The organism is Paenarthrobacter sp. AB444 (assembly GCF_028736865.1).
Classification (GTDB): Bacteria; Actinomycetota; Actinomycetes; order Actinomycetales; family Micrococcaceae; genus Arthrobacter; species Arthrobacter nicotinovorans_B.
Window position 1 is genome coordinate 122,407 of the sequence record NZ_JAQZBY010000006.1, and the last position, 20,628, is coordinate 143,034.

The 20,628-nt window shown below is 61.9% G+C and carries 19 protein-coding genes; 6 read left to right on the forward strand and 13 right to left on the reverse strand.

From position 1 onward, the window contains the following. Positions 1 to 635: 635 nt before the first annotated feature. Positions 636 to 1,766, reverse strand: a complete 1,131-nt coding sequence (dapE, locus tag PQ627_RS09615) for a succinyl-diaminopimelate desuccinylase (RefSeq protein ID WP_274260383.1) — start codon at positions 1,764 to 1,766, stop codon at positions 636 to 638. Between the two features lie 85 nt (positions 1,767 to 1,851). Between dapE and dapD the strand changes: the two genes are divergently transcribed. Together dapD and PQ627_RS09625 are read left to right on the forward strand one after the other, a co-directional pair. Then, on the forward strand, positions 1,852 to 2,877 hold the full coding sequence (gene dapD / locus PQ627_RS09620) for a 2,3,4,5-tetrahydropyridine-2,6-dicarboxylate N-succinyltransferase (RefSeq protein WP_144659702.1): 1,026 nt from the start codon (positions 1,852 to 1,854) through the stop codon (positions 2,875 to 2,877). 13 nt (positions 2,878 to 2,890) lie between these two features. Beyond that, positions 2,891 to 3,733 (forward strand): hypothetical protein, encoded by an 843-nt coding sequence (locus PQ627_RS09625; RefSeq protein WP_274260386.1) that lies wholly within the window; start codon positions 2,891 to 2,893, stop codon positions 3,731 to 3,733. 1 nt (position 3,734) lies between these two features. On the opposite strand, the gene PQ627_RS09630 is transcribed toward PQ627_RS09625, so the two are convergent. Next, positions 3,735 to 4,346: a hypothetical protein gene (locus PQ627_RS09630; RefSeq protein ID WP_274260388.1), complete on the reverse strand. Its 612-nt coding sequence runs from the start codon at positions 4,344 to 4,346 to the stop codon at positions 3,735 to 3,737. Between the two features lie 111 nt (positions 4,347 to 4,457). Next, entirely contained in the window at positions 4,458 to 5,081 is a 624-nt protein-coding gene (locus PQ627_RS09635) for a TetR/AcrR family transcriptional regulator (protein WP_274260390.1), read from the reverse strand. A gap of 80 nt (positions 5,082 to 5,161) precedes the next feature. Here PQ627_RS09635 and galE point away from each other — a divergent pair, with 80 nt between their 5' ends. Continuing rightward, positions 5,162 to 6,178, forward strand: coding sequence for a UDP-glucose 4-epimerase GalE (gene galE / locus PQ627_RS09640; protein ID WP_144659699.1), 1,017 nt, complete (start codon positions 5,162 to 5,164; stop codon positions 6,176 to 6,178). 136 nt (positions 6,179 to 6,314) lie between these two features. On the opposite strand, the gene PQ627_RS09645 is transcribed toward galE, so the two are convergent. The 3 genes from PQ627_RS09645 to fdxA form a co-directional block, all read right to left on the reverse strand. Further along, positions 6,315 to 7,598, reverse strand: coding sequence for a citrate synthase (locus PQ627_RS09645; protein WP_018776553.1), 1,284 nt, complete (start codon positions 7,596 to 7,598; stop codon positions 6,315 to 6,317). A gap of 231 nt (positions 7,599 to 7,829) precedes the next feature. Beyond that, positions 7,830 to 8,978: a succinyldiaminopimelate transaminase gene (gene dapC / locus PQ627_RS09650; RefSeq protein WP_274260395.1), complete on the reverse strand. Its 1,149-nt coding sequence runs from the start codon at positions 8,976 to 8,978 to the stop codon at positions 7,830 to 7,832. Between the two features lie 14 nt (positions 8,979 to 8,992). Further along, positions 8,993 to 9,319, reverse strand: a complete 327-nt coding sequence (gene fdxA / locus PQ627_RS09655; protein WP_018776555.1) for a ferredoxin — start codon at positions 9,317 to 9,319, stop codon at positions 8,993 to 8,995. Between the two features lie 134 nt (positions 9,320 to 9,453). Here fdxA and PQ627_RS09660 point away from each other — a divergent pair, with 134 nt between their 5' ends. Further along, positions 9,454 to 9,690: a putative acetyltransferase gene (locus PQ627_RS09660; RefSeq protein ID WP_274260402.1), complete on the forward strand. Its 237-nt coding sequence runs from the start codon at positions 9,454 to 9,456 to the stop codon at positions 9,688 to 9,690. Here PQ627_RS09660 and PQ627_RS09665 read toward each other — a convergent pair. Both PQ627_RS09665 and typA read right to left on the reverse strand, forming a co-directional pair. Further along, on the reverse strand, positions 9,638 to 10,054 hold the full coding sequence (locus PQ627_RS09665; protein ID WP_274260405.1) for a hypothetical protein: 417 nt from the start codon (positions 10,052 to 10,054) through the stop codon (positions 9,638 to 9,640). The two genes, PQ627_RS09660 and PQ627_RS09665, sit on opposite strands and share 53 nt — an antisense overlap. A 38-nt stretch (positions 10,055 to 10,092) precedes the next feature. Next, positions 10,093 to 12,009 carry a translational GTPase TypA gene (gene typA / locus PQ627_RS09670; RefSeq protein WP_144659638.1) on the reverse strand — a complete coding sequence of 639 codons (1,917 nt, stop codon included), beginning with the start codon at positions 12,007 to 12,009 and terminating at the stop codon, positions 10,093 to 10,095. Between the two features lie 283 nt (positions 12,010 to 12,292). Here typA and PQ627_RS09675 point away from each other — a divergent pair, with 283 nt between their 5' ends. After that, entirely contained in the window at positions 12,293 to 13,129 is an 837-nt protein-coding gene (locus tag PQ627_RS09675; protein ID WP_274260407.1) for an SGNH/GDSL hydrolase family protein, read from the forward strand. 82 nt (positions 13,130 to 13,211) lie between these two features. Here PQ627_RS09675 and PQ627_RS09680 read toward each other — a convergent pair whose 3' ends face one another. The 4 genes from PQ627_RS09680 to PQ627_RS09695 form a co-directional block, all read right to left on the reverse strand. Further along, positions 13,212 to 14,927 (reverse strand): ABC transporter ATP-binding protein, encoded by a 1,716-nt coding sequence (locus PQ627_RS09680; RefSeq protein WP_274260409.1) that lies wholly within the window; start codon positions 14,925 to 14,927, stop codon positions 13,212 to 13,214. Positions 14,928 to 14,938: 11 nt separating this feature from the next. After that, a complete protein-coding gene (locus tag PQ627_RS09685) occupies positions 14,939 to 15,922 on the reverse strand; it encodes an ABC transporter permease (protein ID WP_274260410.1) in 984 nt (327 codons plus the stop codon). Continuing rightward, positions 15,912 to 16,841 (reverse strand): ABC transporter permease, encoded by a 930-nt coding sequence (locus PQ627_RS09690; protein WP_262275518.1) that lies wholly within the window; start codon positions 16,839 to 16,841, stop codon positions 15,912 to 15,914. The genes PQ627_RS09685 and PQ627_RS09690 overlap by 11 nt, the downstream gene beginning before the upstream one ends. A 210-nt stretch (positions 16,842 to 17,051) precedes the next feature. After that, positions 17,052 to 18,689, reverse strand: coding sequence for a peptide ABC transporter substrate-binding protein (locus PQ627_RS09695; RefSeq protein WP_274260433.1), 1,638 nt, complete (start codon positions 18,687 to 18,689; stop codon positions 17,052 to 17,054). Positions 18,690 to 19,244: 555 nt separating this feature from the next. On the opposite strand from PQ627_RS09695, the gene PQ627_RS09700 reads away from it, so the two are divergent. Next, a complete protein-coding gene (locus tag PQ627_RS09700; RefSeq protein WP_274260435.1) occupies positions 19,245 to 19,373 on the forward strand; it encodes a hypothetical protein in 129 nt (42 codons plus the stop codon). Positions 19,374 to 19,487: 114 nt separating this feature from the next. On the opposite strand, the gene ychF is transcribed toward PQ627_RS09700, so the two are convergent. Continuing rightward, the gene (gene ychF / locus PQ627_RS09705) at positions 19,488 to 20,573 is read right to left on the reverse strand and encodes a redox-regulated ATPase YchF (protein ID WP_144659616.1); all 1,086 of its coding nucleotides are present in this window, start codon (positions 20,571 to 20,573) and stop codon (positions 19,488 to 19,490) included. Positions 20,574 to 20,628: the final 55 nt, after the last annotated feature.

The window sequence follows — 20,628 nt, forward strand, 5'->3', positions numbered from 1 at the left end:
CCGCATGGCTAAGCATTCTTTTCACGATGTTCATCACGGGCACCCTGCTCCGGTGCTTGAGGCCGATTGTTGGAACTTTCCGGTTCCGGGCTCGATATAGTCAATAAGGACCCGCGAACACCAGTTTCCCGAAGCATAGGCGGAAGTCACGTTTATGCCCTGACAGTCTCCGCCGCCGGAGGACAGAGAACAGCTCGTATACGAGTCATTTACGTACCACCCATTGTGATACAAGGTAACAGCCACACCCAGTGTCAATGGCGGCGTGTACATGCAGCGACCAAACCCATAGGCAGTAATGGAACTGCCCACCGCCAATCCAGGACTTGCGAAGCAGTTGGGTGTGGCGACCGTCGAAGCGGACGCATCTCCCGCCACCTACGTGGCTGCGGAGTCCGAAGCTACAGCAGGACCCATGAATCCAAGTGAAAATAGCGCAATGCTGATCGATGCAGCTGCTTTCAATCTAAATCTCATACTTCCCCAACTAAGTAGTCATTAATTGACAAATCTTGACAAGACTTGTCATGCGAGTCTACATGCTGCGTCTAATGAGGCAATAGGGAAGAGTCGGCGATCATAAAGGAGGCCCGCAGCCACCTGGCTGCGGGCCTCCTTCGCGCTTTGGAGCAGGTCTACGCCGACGGCGCCAGCCACGTCCGGAGTGCACGCAGGCACTCACGGATGGCATCGGCGTCGACGTGTTCGTTGTCCTTGTGCGCCAGCAGCGGATCGCCGGGGCCGAAGTTCACCGCCGGGATGCCCAGCTCACTGAAACGCGCGACGTCGGTCCAACCGTATTTGGGCTTGGGCTCCGCACCCACGGCGGCAACAAAGGACGCGGCAGCGGGGTGGTTGAGTCCCGGCCGCGCCCCGGCTGCCGCATCGGTACGTACGACGTCGAAGCCCTCCAAAAGTTCCCGGACATGCGCCTCTGCCTCATCCGGAGTCTTGTCCGGGGCGAAGCGGTAGTTGATCTCCACCACGCAACGGTCCGGAATGACATTGCCAGCAGTCCCGCCGTTGATCTTCACGGCATTAAGGCTTTCACGGTAGTCCAGGCCATCAACGTTGATGGTCTTGGGGTCGTAGGCAGCCAAGCGCTCAAGGATCGGGGCAGCGGCGTGGATCGCGTTGACGCCCATCCATGCACGTGCCGAGTGGGCTGTTTCGCCGAAAGTCGTGGCCTCAAAGCGGCTGGTTCCGTTGCACCCGCCTTCAACAGTGCCGTGCGTCGGTTCCAGCAGAATCGCGAAGTCGCCAGTCAGCAGCTCCCCGTGGTTGCGGACCAGCCGGCCCAATCCGCTCTTGACCGCTTCCACTTCTTCGTGGTCGTAAAACACGAAGGTGACGTCCTTGTCCGGCTGCCGGCCGCCGTCGAACAGTGTTGCCGCCAGCGCGAGCTGAACCGCAACGCCGCCTTTCATGTCCGTGGTGCCGCGGCCATAGAGCACGCCCTCCCCCGGGGTCCCCGATTCCCAGGTTGCCGGTACGGTGCCCAACGATCCTTCAACAGTTGGCAACGGAACAGTATCCAGGTGGCCGGCCAGGATGACGCGCTCTGGGCGTCGAAGTTCTGTCCGGGCAATGATGGCGTCGCCGTCGCGGACCACGGTGTACGCGGGAATGGCGCGCAGGGCAGCCTCAACGGCGTCGGCCAGTTCGGTCTCGTTGCCGGAGACACTGTTGAAGTCGATGATCGCGGCCGTCAGGAGGGCAACGTCCTGGCGCAGGTCAAGGAGGGCGGGAGCGGGGTTCAGGGTCACCCCCTCAGCTTAATGCCAACAAATGCGACTTCTGAGGCGTGGGACGGGTTTCAGACGACCTCCGCCTGCTGGATAGACTTGGCCCATGACTGAAACTGCTTCCTCCACTGCGCCCGCAGACGCGCCCGCCAACGATCGATCAGCTTACGGATTCGGCCTCGCCACCATAGCCACTTCGGCCTCAGGGGAAGCAACCGTTCTGGACGTGTGGTTCCCGGCACCCTCGCTCGGCGTTGCTGCCGAGACCCTGCGAGACGTCGAAAACGCCGATCCCGCACTCAGTGCCCTGGCGGAAGAAAGCAAGGATGCCGACCGCGGCACCGAGCAGAAGGTGGTCTTCGCACAGATCGACCTCGACGCCGCCCCGGCGGACACTGCCGACGCCTACCTTCGTTTGCACCTGCTCTCCCACCGCTTGGTCAAGCCGAACAGCATCAACCTTGACGGCGTTTTCGGAAAGCTCCCCAACGTGGTCTGGACCAACTTTGGTCCCGCTGCGGTTGAGGGCTTCGAACTGACCCGTGCCCGCCTGCGCAAGCGCGGCAACGTGGTTGTCTACGGCGTGGACAAGTTCCCGCGCATGGTTGACTACGTGGTTCCCACCGGTGTGCGAATCGCCGACGCCGACCGCGTCCGCCTGGGTGCGCACCTCGCCGAAGGCACCACTGTGATGCACGAAGGCTTCGTCAACTTCAACGCCGGAACCCTGGGCACCTCCATGGTTGAGGGCCGCATCTCGGCCGGTGTCGTAGCCGGTGACGGTACCGACGTCGGGGGCGGCGCGTCCATCATGGGCACCCTTTCCGGTGGCGGCAAGGAAAAGATCGCCCTGGGTGAGCGCGTACTGCTCGGCGCGAACTCCGGTGTGGGCATCAGCATCGGTGACGACTCCGTGGTCGAAGCCGGCCTCTACGTCACCGCCGGTACCCGCGTCCGAGTGCCGGGCCCCAAGGACGAGAACGGCGAAGACACCAGCCAGATCATCAAGGCCGTGGAACTCTCCGGCGTTCCCAACCTGCTGTTCCGCCGCAACTCCACCACTGGTGGCGTGGAAGTCCTTCCGCGCAAGGGCCAGACCGTGGAGTTGAACGAGGCACTTCACGCCAACTAGCAGGAGGACATCAGTGCGCCGGTTCCGCCGCGCCATCGTAGCGGTGCTGGCCTTGTCCTTGGTAGCAGGCGCCATCTACGCGATCGTGGCTGTACTGCAGCGCTCCGAGACCCTTGTCGCGGAGCGCTGCACCGCCGTCGTGGGTTCTGAAAGCCACGAGTTGGCCACGGACCAGGCCGCGAACGCATCGCTCATCACGGCAATCTCCGTCAAGCGTGGGCTGCCGCCCAGGGCCGCCAGCATCGCCTTGGCCACAGCCATGCAGGAATCCCGGCTGCGCAACATCAACTACGGTGATGAAGCCGGCCCCGATTCCCGGGGGCTGTTCCAACAGAGGCCGTCGCAGGGCTGGGGCACCGAGGCGCAGGTCATGGACCCCGTCTACGCCACCAACGCGTTCTACGACGGACTGGTCAAAATCCCGGGCTACGAGACCATGGAAATCACCCAGGCGGCGCAGGCAGTCCAACGCTCGGCCTTTCCCCGCGCGTACGCCCAGCATGAGCCGATGGGCCGGGCCTTCGCCTCAGCACTGACCGGGCACTCGGAATCGTCGCTGAACTGCGAACTGCGCATGCCTGAAGCGGCAGGTGACCCTGCCGTCGTCGTCGATGAACTCACGACGGCGTTCGGCACCCAGCCTGCCTCGGTCCAGGGCCGCTCGGTGCAGCTGGAGGTGACCGGAACCCAGGCGTGGGCCGTGGCACACTGGGCGGTGGCAAATGCCAAGGCCTTGGCCATTACCCAGGTGGATGTGGCGGGGCAGACGTGGAACCGGGAGAAGCGCGACGGCTGGCACGCCGCCACCGCTCCCTCAGAGACCGTCCTGATCACGGTCTCCGCTCCCCCCACCTGAGTCAGGCGAGGAGCTCCACCACGGGTTGGACGTAGCTGCGGAAGGCATCCGGTTGGGACATCAACCGGTGGCTCATGATCATGGTGTTGGGCTCCAAGTACCAAGCGCGGGGTTCTTTGAGCGGCAGCTCGATGATGGTGAGATCAAAATCCCGCGAGCTGCGCCCAACCTCCAGCAGCCTGTCCTCCACCATCTCGCTTAGAAGCTCGGTCATGCCGCTCGCTGCCCGCTCGGCTTCAAGACGGGCATATTCGTCGATCCTGTCCGTAGCCCATCCCAAGGCGGAGCCAAAGTGGGCCTGCAGGACCCTCTGCAGGGCAGGCGAGTTGCCGAACGCCTTGAAACTCGGCGGCGCCAGCTCCGTCACCGGGTTGGGGTAGGACTTCAACAGCCTCTCCCACCAGGCTTCCCACTCCGTTTTGAGGGCACTGATGCCGCCAACATCCGAGGTGAGGTGGCTGTGGTCGGCATGCCGGACTTTGGGATCGGTGTGGGAAAGGCTGGGTCTTCCCGCACCATCCAAGCCAGCGACGTCGCGCAAGTACAGTGCAATGAGCATCGGTCCGGACGTGTCCATGGTGATACGCCACCCTTGGCCGTCTGATACGTGCATCCCAAGACCTCCCGCAGCAGGATACCGACACCATCCAGTCTATTCCTGATCAGCGACCCTGTCCCTTGCCCGTGCTGGAGGTCCCTTGCCGGCGCTACGGGGCTTCAGGCGCTAGGGGGCTGCCTGCTCCCGCAGCGACCTCAGGTGGGCCGTGAGGACATCGCTGCACACTTCGGCCGTCATCCACTCCGGCTGCAGCAAAGCGTGTATGCTCAGCCCATCCATGGTGGCCAGAAGCCGCTCAGCCTCGGTGACAAGATTCTGCTGGTGGTCAGCCTGGGCCGGGTTCAGGAGAAGGATCAGGCGGCCCACGATCGCAGCCACCGCCCTGTGGCTGCGCTCTGCTTCCGGGGCCAGGACCGGCTTGATACGGGCAGCGTGCCGGAACGCCATCCATACGCAGGCGTCGACGGCGAGTTCCTCGTCCAGGGGCAAGAGCTGGCCCAGGAGGTTCAGGACGGCAGCGTCTTGTTCAGGGGTGCCGAGGACTTCCTGCTCTACCTCCGCCAGGGCAGATTCGAGCCGTCCGGCGATGCGGTCTATCACTGCCCCGAAAGAGAAGACGAGTAGTTCATCGCTGCTGGCAAAATAGTGACGCACCGAGCCCACAGCCAACCCGGCCTCATCCGCTACCTCCCTGAGGGAGGCCCGCTCCAAGCCATCACTGGCGATGATCCTGAATACGGCACGGACGACTTCCTGGCGCCGGGCTTCGGCATCAACAATTTTGGGCACTAATCGTTTTTAGCACGAACGTGCTTTCACGCCGCTCAACACGAAGCGGCGTGCCCTCGATTTCCGATAGCGTAGGGACCATGAAAATTCTTGTCACGGGTGGCACCGGCTACATCGGCTCCCACACCGTCTTGTCCCTTCAGGAAGCCGGCCACGACGTCGTCGTGCTGGACAACCTGGTGAACTCCAGCGAGGAGTCACTCCGCCGCGTGTCCGAGCTGACCGGCAAGACCGCCGCCTTCCACAAGGTCGACCTGGTGGACGAGCCCGCTGTTGAGGCCGTGTTCGACCAGCACCAGATCGACGCCGTCATCCACTTCGCGGGCTTGAAGGCCGTTGGCGAGTCCGTTCAGGAACCCCTGGCCTATTACTACAACAACATTGTGGGCACCCTGAACCTGCTCCGCGCGATGGACAAGCACGATGTCCGCTCCATCGTCTTCAGCTCCTCGGCAACGGTGTACGGCGAGCACAACCCGATCCCCTACATCGAGAAGATGGAAATCGGTGCCAACAACCCCTACGGCCGCACCAAGGAACAGATCGAGGACATCCTCTCCGACCTGGGCAACGCGGACGACCGCTGGCACATAGCACTGCTGCGCTACTTCAACCCCGTGGGCGCTCACCCGTCCGGTCGTATCGGCGAAGACCCCCAGGGCATTCCGAACAACCTCGTTCCGTTCATCGCCCAGGTAGCCGTTGGACGCCGCGAGAAGCTGATGGTCTTCGGCGGTGACTACGACACCCCGGACGGCACGGCACAACGTGATTACATCCACGTGGTGGACCTTGCCGAGGGCCATGTAGCAGCCCTGAGCTACATCGCCAACCGCGCTGGAGTCCGCCGGTGGAACCTGGGCTCAGGCCGTGGCTCTTCCGTGCTGGAGGTACTCCGGTCCTTCGAAAAGGCTGTGGGCCAGCCGATCCCTTACGAGATCACGGGACGCCGCGCAGGCGACCTCCCCGCTTTCTGGGCCGACGCTTCTTCAGCTTTGGCCGACCTTGGCTGGTCGACCACCAAAACAGTGGACCAGATGTGCGAGGACCACTGGCGCTGGCAGAAGAACAACCCCTACGGCTACAACGCTTCCTAATGCAACGCGGGGGCACTTACGGCCCATGATGGGGCCTCCCATCGGCCGTAAGTGACCCCGCGTTGTTGTTCTGGTGATTAACGACGGCGGCCGCCCACCTCGCGCGAGGTGGGCGGCCGCCGTCGTTATTGCCGTACTAGTTGGCCGGGTAGTTGCGCTCCGGCTCCCCTGTGTAGAGCTGCCGCGGGCGGCCGATCTTGGTCTGGGGGTCGTTGATCATTTCGCGCCACTGGGCAATCCAGCCCGGGAGGCGGCCGATGGCGAAGAGAACGGTGAACATCTTCTCCGGGAAGCCCATCGCCTTGTAGATGAGGCCGGTGTAGAAGTCGACGTTCGGGTACAGCTTGCGCTGGATGAAGTAGTCGTCCGCGAGGGCCTTCTCTTCAAGGCGCATGGCGATGTCCAGCAGTTCGTCGTTGCCGCCGAGCTTGCCCAGGACCTCGTGGGCCGTGGCCTTGATGATCTTGGCACGGGGATCGTAGTTCTTGTAGACGCGGTGTCCGAAGCCCATGAGGCGGACGCCGTCTTCCTTGTTCTTGACCTTCTCCATGTAGTCCTCGGGCTTGATGCCGTCGGCCTGGATCTGGCGGAGCATCTTCAGCACGGCCTCGTTGGCGCCACCGTGGGCGGGACCAAACAGTGCATTGATGCCGGCCGAAACCGAGGCGAAGAGGTTCGCGTTGGACGAGCCCACCAGGCGAACGGTGGACGTCGAACAGTTCTGCTCGTGGTCCGCGTGGAGGATGAGCAGGAGGTCCAGTGCCTTGACGACTACCGGGTCCATTTCGTACTGCTCGGCGGGAAGGCCGAAGCTCAGGCGCAGGAAGTTCTCCACCAGGTTCATGGAGTTGTCCGGGTACAGCATGGGCTGGCCGATGGACTTCTTGTGCGCGTAAGCCGCGATGACGGGCAGCTTGGCCATCAGGCGGATGGTGGAAACTTCCACGTGCTCTGCATTGAAGGGATCCAGCGAGTCCTGGTAGAACGTGGACAGGGCCGAGACGGCAGAAGAAAGAACCGGCATCGGGTGGGCGTCGCGCGGGAAACCTCCGAAGAAGCCCTTGAGTTCCTCGTGCAGGAGTGTGTGGCGGCGGATGCGCTGATCGAACTCTTCGAGCTCCGTGGGAGTGGGAAGGTTGCCGTAGATCAGCAGGTAGGAAACTTCGAGGAAGCTCGAGTGCTGTGCGAGCTGCTCGATGGGGTAACCGCGGTAGCGCAGGATGCCTGCGTCGCCGTCGATGTAGGTAATGGCCGAGGTGGTGGCCGCTGTGTTCATGAAGCCGGGGTCATAGGCAACGGCGCCCGTCTGCTTCAGCAGCTTGGAAACGTCGTAACCTTCGTTTCCTTCTACAACCTTGATGCGCGGCAGTTCGAGTTCGCCGCCGGCATGGCGCAGTGTCGCGCTGGTGGTCTCAGTCATGGAGTCCCCTTCATGAGGCCTTTGGGCCTCTATCGAACGCTTGTCCAACCACCTTCTGGTGCCGCCGTTGCAAGGCCTGCTGTTGCAGGGCTCCAACGCCCGGAGTGCATTCTTAGAGAAGGCCACCATTGATAGTCAGTTAAAAGCTACCGCCAGTAACCCTGCGGAACTAATCCGTAGCCTCCGGTTACTGGCGGAATGGCGCCATAAGTGGCGCAAGTCACAGCATTGTTATGCGTTGGCGACAAGCCTCTCCACAGCGGCATCGATACGCTCGTCGGTGCCGGTCAGTGCGACGCGGATGAACCCATTCCCGGCGTCTCCGTAGAAGACGCCAGGGCCAACCACGATGCCGAGGTCAGCGAAGCGCGCAACCGTGTCCCAGGTGGCTTCGCCTGCCGTGGACCACAGGTAAAGCCCGGCCTTCGACTCGTGGATCCGAAGCCCGAACTGCTCCAATGCCGGAACAAGACGCTCGCGTCGGCCCCTGTACAGCTCCTTCTGGGCCAGGACGTGGCCGGCGTCGCCCAGAGCGACGCGCATGGCCTCCTGGATCGGGAACGGAACGATCATGCCCGCATGCTTGCGGCTGTTGACCATGTTGGCGATGATCGCCGAATCCCCGGCAACGAAGGCCGCACGGTAGCCGGCAAGATTGGATTGCTTGCTCAGGGAATAGACACTGAGCAGGCCATCGGTGGAGCCACCGGTGACCCGGGGATCCAGGATGCTGGGCACGGCTTCTCCTCCGCGCTGGGCATCCCATTCGCCCCAGCCCAGTTCCGCGTAGCATTCGTCCGAAGCGACCACTGCACCCACCTCGCGGGCCTGGCCTACGATCCGGCGCAGGGATTCGACGTCGCGGACACTCCCGGTGGGGTTGCCCGGTGAGTTGATCCAGATCAAGCGGACCTTCGCGCGGGTGGCCGGATCGAGCTCGTCCAGGTCATCGGCGGCAACCGCCGTAGCCCCGGCGAGGGAGGCCCCGATGTCGTACGTCGGGTAGGCAACGGTGGGGCGGACCACAACATCGCCGGCGCCCAGCCCGAGCAGGAATGGCAGCCAGGCCACAAGTTCCTTGGAGCCGACCGTTGGCAGCACATCCTTGGGATCGAGGCCCGGCACCCCGCGACGGCTGGCAAACCAGTCCACGACGGCTTGGCGCAATGGCTCGGTGCCGTGGACTGTCGGGTAGCCGTGGGCGTCCGATGCTGCCGCCAGGGCGTCACGGATGAGTCCCGGTGTCGGGTCCACAGGAGTTCCGATGGAGAGGTTCACTGCCCCGCCCGGGTGCTTGGACGCCGTCGCAACGTACGGTGCCATGGCCTCCCACGGGTAGTCGGGCAGGTTAAGGCCAAAGGCGGGGGCCGCGGAAATCAAGGATGCAACCGCCCTTAGTGGTCTTGGTTCTGCGGGGGAAGGGCGGCAATGAACGGGTGGTCCTTGCCGGTGTTGCCGATCTTCGCTGCGCCACCCGGGGAACCGAGGTCGTCAAAGAACTCGACGTTGGCCTTGTAGTAGTCGGCCCATTCTTCCGGGGTGTCATCTTCGTAGTAGATGGCCTCCACAGGGCACACAGGTTCGCAGGCACCACAGTCGACACACTCGTCGGGGTGGATGTAGAGGGAACGCTCACCTTCGTAAATGCAGTCGACAGGGCATTCTTCAATACATGCCTTGTCCTTGACATCCACACACGGCTGCGCGATTACGTACGTCACGTCCCAGACCTCTCCACGGTTTGTCCCGGCGATGGCCGGGTAATACTGCCGGCTTCATGCCGGGCACTCAACTTCCGAGCCTATTATCCAACAGTGCGATCACGCCAACCTAGCCCGCGTCTTAGTATGAAACGGTGAATCCGCCACATTTGCCTCCACGCCAGTTCCTGCTCAACGCAACGCCAGGCATACGGGTAGTGGTGCGGTACCGGATCGACGACGGGCTCACCGACGCGCTTGGCTACCTGCTGGGCAGCAGCGACACCGCATGTACCGTACGGACCCGCACCACCGACGTCGAAATTCCCTTGTCGATGGTCATCGCCGCGAAGGAGGTGCCGCCGCCACCGCCGCGGCGGCAGGCCCGGTAGATCGGAGCCGACTGGCGACCACGAGCATGACCAGCGTCACTGCGCCGATACCGTAAATCCACACTGTTCCCGGCGTATCGCCGAGCACCAGCTGCTTCCCGGATCCAGCGGACGACAAAACGCCGACGGCGGCATAGGCCACTACGCCTGCCACCGCCGTCGGGAAGATTGAGCGGGACCACGCCGCCAGCCACAGCTGCACTGAGGCGAGCAGCAGCAGCGCGGCCGCAACTCCCCAGAAAATTTCGACGCCGTACCAGACACCCGACTGCCGGTGCAGCGCCGTACCTGCCGCAGCAACGAAAAGAGCCGCCGGTACGGCCGCAGCAATGCTACGGACGGTACCGGCGGCTCCCCTCTTCATGCAGCAGCTGTTCCCACCTGGTTCAGAACCAGTAAGGACTAGGCCTTGGCGCGGGCGCGGTTGGCCTTTGCGCGCTCGTTGGAATCGAGGATGACCTTGCGGATTCGGATGTCTTCCGGGGTCACCTCAACGCACTCGTCTTCGCGGGCGAATTCGAGGGACTCCTCGAGGGTCAGCTCGCGCGGCGGCGTCAGGTTCTCGAAGGAGTCGGAGGAAGCAGCACGCATGTTGGTGAGCTTCTTTTCCTTGGTGATGTTTACGTCCATGTCGTCAGCGCGGGAGTTCTCGCCAACGATCATGCCTTCGTAGACCTCGGACGTCGGCTTCACGAAGAAGGAACCGCGTTCCTGGAGGTTGATCATGGCGAACGGCGTCACGACACCGGCACGGTCGGCAACCATCGAACCGTTGGTGCGGTATTCGATGGGACCGGCCCACGGCTCGTAGCCTTCGGAGATGGAGGCTGCGATACCGGCGCCACGGGTGTCCGTGAGGAACCGGGTGCGGAAACCGATCAGGCCACGGGCAGGAACGATGAATTCCATGCGGCACCAGCCGGTACCGTGGTTGGCCATGTTGGTCATGCGGCCCTTGCGGGCTGCCATGAGCTGGGTGACGGCGCCGAGGTACTCTTCCGGAACGTCGATGGTCATGTGTTCCATCGGCTCGTGGAGCTTGCCGTCGATGGTCTTGGTAACAACCTGCGGCTTGCCGACGGTCAGCTCGAAGCCTTCGCGACGCATCTGCTCAACGAGGATGGCCAGGGCGAGCTCGCCACGACCCTGGACTTCCCAGGCGTCAGGACGCTCGGTGGGGAGCACCTTGATGGAGACGTTACCGATCAGTTCCTTGTCCAGGCGGTCCTTCACCTGGCGTGCGGTGACCTTGGCACCCTTGACCTTGCCGGCCAGCGGGGAGGTGTTGATACCGATGGTCATGGAGATCGCGGGATCGTCCACCGTGATCAGCGGCAGCGGCTGCGGGTTCTCGGCATCCGTGAGGGTTTCACCAATGGTGATGTCCTCAATACCGGCGACTGCCACGATTTCACCGGGGCCGGCTTCTTCGGCAGGAACGCGGGTCAGCGCCTTGGTGGCCAGCAGTTCAGTGATCTTGACGTTCTTGACTTCGCCGTTGGCGCGCGCCCAGGCAACGGTCTGGCCCTTGCGGAGGGTGCCGTTGTAGATGCGGAGCAGGGCGAGGCGGCCAAGGAACGGCGATGCGTCCAGGTTGGTCACGTGTGCCTGCAGCACGCCGTCCGGGTTGTACGTGGGAGCAGGGATGTGCTCGATGATGGTCTTGAAGAGGGGCTCGAGGTCCTCGTTCTCCGGCGCCGAGCCGTTGGCCGGCTGCTCCAGGGACGCGCGGCCAACCTTGGCGGCGGCGTAAACCACGGGAACTTCGAGGACCTTGTCCAGGTCGAGGTCCGGAACTTCGTCCGCGAGGTCCGAGGCGAGGCCCAGGAGCAGGTCCATGGACTCGTGGACGACCTCGTCGATGCGGGCATCGGGACGGTCGGTCTTGTTGACCAGGAGGATAACGGGCAGGTGCGCAGCAAGGGCCTTGCGGAGCACGAAGCGGGTCTGCGGCAGGGGGCCCTCGGAAGAGTCGACCAGCAGCACAACGCCGTCAACCATGGACAGGCCGCGCTCCACCTCGCCACCGAAGTCGGCGTGGCCGGGAGTGTCGATCACGTTGATGGTGATGGTCTCGCCGTTGGAGGACGGGCCGTTGTAGGCAACAGTGGTGTTCTTCGCGAGGATGGTGATGCCCTTTTCGCGCTCCAGGTCACCGGAGTCCATGACGCGGTCCTCAACCTCACCGTGGGAAGCGAAGGAGTTGGTCTGCTTGAGCATGGCGTCGACCAGGGTGGTCTTACCGTGGTCAACGTGTGCGACGATCGCGACGTTGCGCAGATCGCTCCGCGACGCAGTGTTGGTGATGGTTTCAGACATGCGTTTATGACTCGTTTCAGTGGTGAAGTCAGCTGTTTGTATCCGCGCGCATACCTGATCGACTTGATCGGAACACACAGCGAAAAGACCCCGGGACACAGGGCACCTGCATCCAGTCTAAACGCAGATGCATTTATGAGCCTAAAAAGCAAGCTATTGGCCTCCGGATTGTGGCATCAGTCACAGGAGGTCACGTGTTCGTAAACACAAGTCAAGATGCTGGATTTTCCTGAGCCGGTGCTTGATGATTGCAGCAGAACCAGTGCCCCACGGAGACCAATCAATGCGCCAATCTTCGGCCGTGTTCCGCATGATCGCACCGTTGATCGCCGTCGGCGTCCTCGCGGTCGGTTGCGGACCAGCGCCAACCAGTGCCCCTGCTCCATCCGTCGCGCCCGCGCCTGCCCGGACGGCGGCCTCCGACAAACCGCTGAGGGTTGCCCCGGAACCCAGTGCGATGAACCTCCCCGCCGGTTCCCTTTACAAGAATCCAGCGAACAACCGCAACGAACTCGTGCTGGCTGACGTCCGCCACACAGCGGTGCTGATCGGAGATTCACAGGCCATGCCTGCAGGGTCCTGGCCCCAGCAAGGCATCGCAGCCCTGGGGTACAAGCTGCACGTTGTAGGCATGGGTGGCACCGGATACGTGGCAACCAACGGCAAGACGGGCAACTACATCGACGCCCTCCAACGCGGTGACTGGGTACTCCCCTACGGCGAGCCACCTCTGATTGTGGTTGAAGGCGGCGGGAACGACGCCACGCAGCGCGCTACGGATGCCCAAATCACGAGCAATGCCGAACGTTTGCTCGCCGCGCTGAAAACCCGCTACCCCGGTTCGCGCCTGGCCATGATCGGTACCCTGGCACGCGGTGTCAGCAACGGAGGCGGACGCCGGACTGAAGTGGACGCCCTCCTGGGGCGGATCGCGGCCAAACATGGCATCCCGTTCGTCAGTGCGGGCGATTGGTTGACCCGTTACGACGCCATCGGCGACCTCCAAGACGGCGTTCATCTGAAGCCGACCGGGCACGCAAAGCTCGGCGTAGCACTGGCCCGCGAACTCACCGCCCTGGGCCTCACGGCCCGCCCGGACAGTTCTCCGGCAGCCAAGTAGGCTGACCTCGGTTAAGTAGGCAAGAGCCGGTGGTTCCCTTTGAAGGGAACCACCGGCTCTTGCTTTGAAATTACGGCGCCGGTCAGGCCACCTCGGGAGGCAGCAGCAGCGAACCACCGGGAATCGCGTCCAACAGTGCCTGCGTGTAGGCCTCGCGAGGGTTGTCGAAGACATCGTCCGTGCTGCCCGTTTCAACGAGCTTGCCCTTTTGCATGACGCACACGTGGTCTGCGATCTGCCGGACCACAGCGAGGTCGTGGGTGATGAACAGGTAGGTCAACCCGAGGTTGTCCTGAAGTTCTGCGAGGAGGTTCAGGACTTGGGCTTGGACCAGGACGTCGAGCGCGGACACGGCCTCGTCACAGATGATGACTTCGGGATCCAATGCCAATGCGCGTGCGATTGCAATACGCTGACGCTGGCCACCGGAGAGTTCGTTCGGGTACCGCCGCATTGTGGACTGTGGCAAAGCAACCTGGTCCAGCAGCTCGCGCACTTTCTTTTCACGGCTGGCCTTGGTACCGATCTTGTGGGTCCGCAACGGCTCTTCAATGGTCCTGAAGATGTTGTACATCGGGTCCAAGGAGCCGTAAGGGTCTTGGAAAATCGGCTGCACCCGGCGACGGAACTTGAACAGGTCCTTGCTGTTCAACGTGGATGTGTCCACACCATCGAAAATGATCTTGCCCGAGGTGGGCTCCAACAGGTTGAGCACCATCTGGGCCACGGTCGACTTTCCGGATCCTGACTCGCCCACGATTGCCGTGGTTGTGCCACGCCGTACGGAAAACGACACCGAGTCCACAGCCTTGAAGTCCGTCGTCTTGCCAATGCCGCCACGGAGCTTGAAGACCTTCGTCAGTTCCTCAACCTTCAGCACTTCCTCCGGGAGCGCTGATTCCACAATCACGGGCTCGGTGGGTGCCAGGAGTTCATCGGACTCAACGCCCTGCTCCTTGGCAACCTGGATACGACGCGATGCGAGGGAAGGCGCCGAAGACACCAAACGCTTGGTGTACGGATGCCTCGGATTACGCAGCAGCTCCAGCGAAGGTCCGGACTCGACGACCTGGCCTTTGTACATCACCACGACTTTGTCAGCCCGCTCGGCCGCCAGGCCGAGGTCGTGGGTGATAAGCAGGACAGCGGTCCCCAACTCGGACGTCATCTTGTCCAAGTGATCCAAAATTTGCCGCTGGACCGTGACGTCGAGGGCCGACGTCGGCTCGTCCGCGATCAGCAGGCGCGGCTGGCAGGACAAGCCAATGGCGATGAGGGCGCGCTGGCGCATACCGCCGGAGAACTCGTGCGGGTACTGCTTGGCCCGACGCGCGGCGTCAGGCAACCCCGCCTCAGACAGCACTTTGGCGATGTCTTCCGGCCCGGAGGGAAGACCGTTGGCCTTCAGTGTCTCTTTGACCTGGAACCCGATTTTCCACACTGGGTTGAGGTTGGACATCGGATCCTGGGGCACCATGCCAATGGAATTGCCGCGGAGCTCGATCATGCGCTTTTCGCTGGCGTGGGCGATATCTTCGCCGTCGAAGAGGATCTCTCCGGCGGCTACCCGACCATTGCCCGGAAGCAACCCGATAGCGGCGAGTGCGGAGGTGGATTTACCGGAGCCGGACTCCCCTACAATCGCCACCGTCTCCCCTGGCATGACGGTGAAATGCGCGTTCCTGACGGCGTTGACCTCACCGTTGCTTGTGGCGAAGTTGATGGCCAGATTCTTGATCTCCAGCAACGGACGTTCAGAGCCAGCTGGTTCTTCCTTGATGTGAACCGATGTGTTCATCGCTTGGCCTTTCATCGTTTGCGCGCTTTCGGGTCGAGGGCATCACGAAGGGCGTCGCCCAGCATGATGAAACTCAAGACTGTGATCGAAAGTGCAATAGCCGGGTACAGCAACGGCATGGGGTTGGACCTCAAGGATGCCTGTGCTGCCTGGATGTCATTACCCCACGACATAACACTCGGGGGCAGACCGATTCCCAGGAATGACAGGGTGGATTCAGCCACGATAAAGGTACCCAGCGAGATGGTGGCCACCACAATGATTGGAGCCAAGGAGTTGGGCAGAACGTGGCGGAGCAATGACCGGAAGCGCGAAACGCCCAAGGACCTCGCTGCCATCACGAAGTCCGCGTTTCGTACCTCGATGACGGCGCCCCTGGTGATGCGGGCAATTTGTGGCCATCCGAAAGTGATCAGAATGAGGATCAGCGTCCATACAGTCCGGTTGGCCCGGAAGACGGGAAGCTGCATCATGACGATCGCGCCGAGGATCAGCGGCAGGGCAAAGAAGATGTCTGTCAGGCGGGCCAGAAGGGCATCAGCCCAGCCACCGTAGTAGCCGGCAAGGGCACCGATGGTTCCACCGAAAATGACAACTCCGAGTGTTGTGAACAGGCCGACGGTGACAGAGGATCGTGTTCCGAAAATCACACGGGCATAGACATCGCAACCCTGTTTGTTGAAGCCCAAGGGATGTCCACTGACCGGTCCGCCGTTCGAGTTGGCAAGCTGGCAGGCTTCACCAGAGGGGTCGATCGGTGAGAACAGGCCGGGGAACAGGGAGACCACAACAACAGCCAGGATCATGATGGCCGAGATGATAAAGAGCGGCTGCTTACGCAGGTTCTTCCATGCCTCACCCCAGAGGCTGGAGGGCGCCTGGTCCTCCTTCACCTTGTCGGTGGCTTGCAGCGGCGTCTCTTCGAGGTCAGCAACGAAGTGCTCGATGTGACGCGGGGCTGTGTCCTGCCCCGTCAGGTTGTTATCAGGAGTCATAGCGGATCCTCGGGTCAAGCCAGGCATACAGAAGGTCAACAATCAGGTTCGAGACACAGTAAACAAGGACCAGAACTGTGACGATTGATACCACGGTAGGTCCTTCCCCGGAAAGAACTGCGCGGTACAACCTGTTGCCGACGCCCGGGACGTTGAAGATGCCCTCAGTAACGATCGCGCCACCCATAAGGGCGCCAAGATCGGCGCCGAGGAACGTGACGACTGGAATCAAAGAGTTCCTCAGGATATGGACGTTGACGACCCGAAAGCGTGAAAGCCCCTTGGCCGTGGCTGTCCGAACGTAATCGGCATTCATGTTCTCGATGACGCTGGTCCTGGTGAGGCGCAGGACATAGGCGAAAGATGCCAGGCCCAGCACGATCGCCGGAAGAATGAGGTCTTGTACGGTCGCAGCTGAACTGACGGTGGGCTTAGCCCACCCCAATTGGACGCCGATGAAGAACTGAAGAAGGAAGCCGAGAACGAAGATCGGAATACCGATGACGATCAGGGAGGCGATCAATACAGTCCCGTCAAAAAGCTTGCCCTTGCGGAGTCCGGCAACAAGACCAAAAGCGATACCGAAGACGCCTTCAAAGATGAGCGCCATGATCGCCAAGCGGGCCGTTACCGGGAACACCTCACCAAGTACCGCGGCAATGGGTCGGCCAGAGAAGTCCTGGCCAAGATCAAAAGTAAAGATGCTCTTGAGGTAGAGCAGGTATTGCACAATAAACGGCTGGTCAAGGTTGTATTGGGCCCTGAGCTTGGCCGCGACTGCTTCGTTGACGGGTTTATCCCCAAAGAGCGCAGCAATGGGGTCACCCGGGAGGCTGAACACCAGGAAGTACACAAGGAGGGTTGCTCCAAGGAAAACGGGAATCAGCTGGAGGAATCGTTTCAGGATGTATGTGGCCATTAGCGCGATACCTCCCGAACAGCGGGCACCCGATCCAGGGGTGCAGCGGAGTTGTTCATCGAAGAACCTTTTCGATCGATGTGCAGGCTGCCCCGGCCAAGATCCGAAGATGTCTGCACAAGGACGCCCAACCGGAGTTGGGCGTCATTGATGTGAAACGCGATAAGGCGGCGGCAGCGCTCAATGAGCGCCCCCGCCGCCGATCGTCATTTACTTGCCGGTGATGTTGTAGTAGAGCGGGACGCCGTCCCAGCCGTAGTCAACATTCGTGACGCCTGTGCTCCAGCCGCCCTGCGACACCTGGTACCACAGCGGGATGGCCGGCAGATCCTGGAGGAGGATTTCCTGCGCCTTGTTCATTGCCTTGTTACCCTCAGCAACCGAAGGAGCGGAGAGACCGTCAGAGATGGCCTTGTCGAAGGTCGGGTTCTCATAACGGGCATCGTTCGAGCCGGCACCGGTCTTGTAGATCGGGCCCAGGAAGTTGTACAGCGACGGGTAGTCGGCCTGCCAACCCGCACGGATCGCACCGGTCAGCTTTCCGGAAGTGGCGAGGTCACGGGCTTCCTTGAAGGTAGCAAACGGAAGACCCTCTGCCTTGATGCCGAGGTTGTTCTTCAGCTGGTTGGTCACAGCCTCAACCCATGCCTTGTGACCACCCTTGTCAGCGTTGTACGCGATGGTGAATACGGTGTTGGGGTCCCACTTCTGGATGGCGTCAGCCTTGGCCCAGAGGTCCTTGGCCTTGGCGGCGTCGAACTTGAGGTTGTCCGAGCCCGGGATGCTGTCGCTGTAGCCATCCAGGACGGGAGCCGTGAAGTCCTTCGCCGGCTGACGGCCACCGCTGAAGATCACCTTCGTGATCTCTTCACGGTTCATTGCCATGGAGATGGCCTGGCGGCGCAACTTACCGGCTTCACCGCTCCACTCCGGGAGGTATTCCGGGATGGCGATGGTCTGGTTGCCGGCGTACGGCTTCTCGATGAAGCGATCACCGAGGTCCGTCTTGAAGTTGGCGAGGGCGCTAGTCGGGATCGTCTGGAGGATGTCCAGGTTGTTGCCCAGGAGGTCCTGGTACGCGGCGTCATCGTTCTGGAAGATCTTGAACGTCACGCCGCCGTTCTTGGCCTTGCGCGGACCGTTGTAGTCAGCATTGGGAACGAGCTGGATCTGCACGTTGTGCTGCCAACCGTTCTCTGCCATCTTGTACGGGCCGTTGCCTACCGGCTTTTCGCCGTAGGTCTTCGGGTCTGCAAGTGCTGCGGCAGGGACCGGCATGAAGGCCGTGTAGCCAAGTCGCAGCGGCCAGTCGGACTCGGGCTGCTTGAGCTCAACGGTGAAGGTGGTGTCGTCCACAACCTTCAGACCGGACATGGTGTCGACGGTTGAACCCTTGGCGCTGGTCTCGTCGTAGCCCTTGATGCTCTCAAAGAATGTCGCACTCAACTGAGCGTTCTTTGCTGCCGCACCGTAGTTCCAGGAGTCAACAAACGTCTTGGCCGTGATGGCTTCGCCGTTGGTGAATTTCTGGTCCTTCTTGATCTTGATGGTGAAGTTCTTGGCGTCAGGCGCCTCAATGGACTCAGCCAGTTCGTTGACCGGCTTGCCGGAGGGGTCGTAGCTGACGAGGCCCGAGAAGATCAGCGTCGCGATCTTTCCGCCGCCAACCTCGTTGATGTCTGCCGGCATCAGCGGCCGCTGCGGCTCAGAACCGTCAGCGATGATGACCTTGTTGGGATTTCCTCCGGATGCACCGGAGTCATTGTTGCCGCCGCCGCCGCAACCGGTCATTGCGAGGGCGATGACCGCCGCTACGCCTAGAGCTTTGGAAGTGCGCGAAAAACGCATTCCGCCTCCTATGAGTCGGGAAGTTGATCAGGGGAAGGTTGGTGGTTTCCCCCAGGCAGGCACAGTTTCCTACTGTGACGTTGCCTACATGTGAGTGTAAGCCTACCCACATTGCGTCCGGATGTTGGAACATGCTGGCCAAACTGTAACCGTTCCGCAACCTCTACATGCCTAAAACGCCGGGAATTTCAAGTCAAACGTTACTCGGTGGTAGCATACGCTGTCTGACAGCAGGACAGGGAAGGTTTTGGGCGAAGTTGAGCCCGTCGAATCTGTTGGATTGGCAGGGCCGAGGGCTCTCCACGTGATTCAGAGGGCGATGGCGGTGCGAGGATGTCCAAATCGATGCCGGGGCGATCGGTGCAGCGGGCAGCAGAGCCGAAAACACGTAGGTTGCTCAGCCCGTAACGACAGGCCAGGGCTGCCGGCTCACGGCGGCGGGTCTCCAGAGCTTCATGAGGCAGAGGACGCACCATGTCCTCCATTAGATCGGAGGTCCTGGGCCGATTCCAGCACCGGCGGCCTCCCGCGAACTGACCCCACTATGCTTGGGCCATGTCCACAGACGAAGAAAAAGATCCCCCGGTTCCTGCCGACGTCGAGGGAAAGATCCCGAAAAAGATCCGCGACGTCCCCGAGCCGGACGCGAAAACAACCGCCGATGAAAAGCGCGAAAACTCCTAGGAATCACGTCCATCGGCCCCCACCCAACAGCAAAGGCCGCAGGCCATGAAGTGGTGAGACTCCATGACCTGCGGCCCTGTTGAGACGTCGGCGCCCAAATGGCCCCGGTCCTGACTAGACGTTGAAGCGGAACTCCACCACGTCGCCGTCGGCCATTACATACTCTTTGCCTTCGATGCGGACCTTGCCGCGGGACTTCGCCTCGGCCATGGAGCCGGCCTCGATGAGGTCATCGAAGGAGACAACTTCGGCCTTGATGAAGCCGCGCTGGAAGTCGGAGTGGATCACGCCGGCCGCCTGCGGTGCCGTGTCGCCCTGCCGGATGGTCCAGGCACGGGTTTCCTTGGGGCCGGCCGTGAGGTAGGTCTGCAGGCCGAGGGTGTGGAAGCCGACGCGCGCCAGCTGATCCAGGCCGGACTCGGACTGGCCGTTCATTTCCAGCATCTCGCGGGCTTCTTCCTCGTCGAGCTCAACGAGGTCGGACTCGAGTTTGGCGTCAAGGAAGACGGCATCTGCGGGGGCCACCAGGGCACGCAGTTCCTCCTGCTTGGCAGGATCTCCGAGGATGCCTTCGTCGGCGTTGAAGACGTAGATGAACGGCTTGGCCGTCAGGAGACCGAGCTCCTTGAGGTGGCCCATTTCGAGCTTGTCGCTCTTGATGGAGGAGAAGATGGTGTCGCCACGTTCCAGCACAACCTGGGCGGCCTTGATGGCGGCCAGTTCCGCGGCATCGCGCTTCTTGATTTTGACTTCTTTTTCGATGCGCGGGATCGCGTTTTCGATGGTCTGAAGGTCAGCGAGGATCAGCTCGGTGTTGATGGTCTCCATGTCGGAGCGCGGGTCGACCTTGCCATCGACGTGGATGACATCGGGATCGTCGAACACACGGACCACCTGTGCGATGGCCTCAGCCTCGCGGATGTTGGCCAGGAACTTGTTGCCCAGGCCTTCACCTTCGGACGCGCCCTTGACGATGCCCGCGATGTCCACGAAGGAAACCGGCGCCGGCAGCAAACGCTGGGAGCCGAAGATTTCGGCCAGCTTCGCCAGACGGGGGTCGGGCAGGTTCACGACGCCGACGTTCGGTTCGATCGTTGCGAACGGATAGTTCGCAGCGAGCACCTGGTTACGGGTCAGTGCGTTGAAAAGGGTTGATTTGCCGACGTTGGGCAGTCCGACGATGCCAATAGTAAGAGCCACGAGCATTGATTCTACCCGTTGGAGCAGCGTCTCCGCTTGTCGATGCCTGCCAACG

Excerpts from the sequence above, each read along its gene's own strand:
- galE (WP_144659699.1), top strand. The coding sequence starts at position 5,162 with ATGAAAATTCTTGTCACGGGTGGCACCGGCTACATCGGCTCCCACACC.
- PQ627_RS09645 (WP_018776553.1), bottom strand. The coding sequence starts at position 7,598 with ATGACTGAGACCACCAGCGCGACACTGCGCCATGCCGGCGGCGAACTC.
- PQ627_RS09700 (WP_274260435.1), top strand. The coding sequence starts at position 19,245 with ATGTCCACAGACGAAGAAAAAGATCCCCCGGTTCCTGCCGACGTCGAG.
- PQ627_RS09680 (WP_274260409.1), bottom strand. The coding sequence starts at position 14,927 with ATGAACACATCGGTTCACATCAAGGAAGAACCAGCTGGCTCTGAACGT.
- PQ627_RS09690 (WP_262275518.1), bottom strand. The coding sequence starts at position 16,841 with ATGGCCACATACATCCTGAAACGATTCCTCCAGCTGATTCCCGTTTTC.
- PQ627_RS09665 (WP_274260405.1), bottom strand. The coding sequence starts at position 10,054 with ATGAAGAGGGGAGCCGCCGGTACCGTCCGTAGCATTGCTGCGGCCGTA.
- PQ627_RS09685 (WP_274260410.1), bottom strand. The coding sequence starts at position 15,922 with ATGACTCCTGATAACAACCTGACGGGGCAGGACACAGCCCCGCGTCAC.
- PQ627_RS09630 (WP_274260388.1), bottom strand. The coding sequence starts at position 4,346 with ATGCACGTATCAGACGGCCAAGGGTGGCGTATCACCATGGACACGTCC.
- typA (WP_144659638.1), bottom strand. The coding sequence starts at position 12,009 with ATGTCTGAAACCATCACCAACACTGCGTCGCGGAGCGATCTGCGCAAC.
- PQ627_RS09675 (WP_274260407.1), top strand. The coding sequence starts at position 12,293 with ATGCGCCAATCTTCGGCCGTGTTCCGCATGATCGCACCGTTGATCGCC.
- dapD (WP_144659702.1), top strand. The coding sequence starts at position 1,852 with ATGACTGAAACTGCTTCCTCCACTGCGCCCGCAGACGCGCCCGCCAAC.
- PQ627_RS09695 (WP_274260433.1), bottom strand. The coding sequence starts at position 18,689 with ATGCGTTTTTCGCGCACTTCCAAAGCTCTAGGCGTAGCGGCGGTCATC.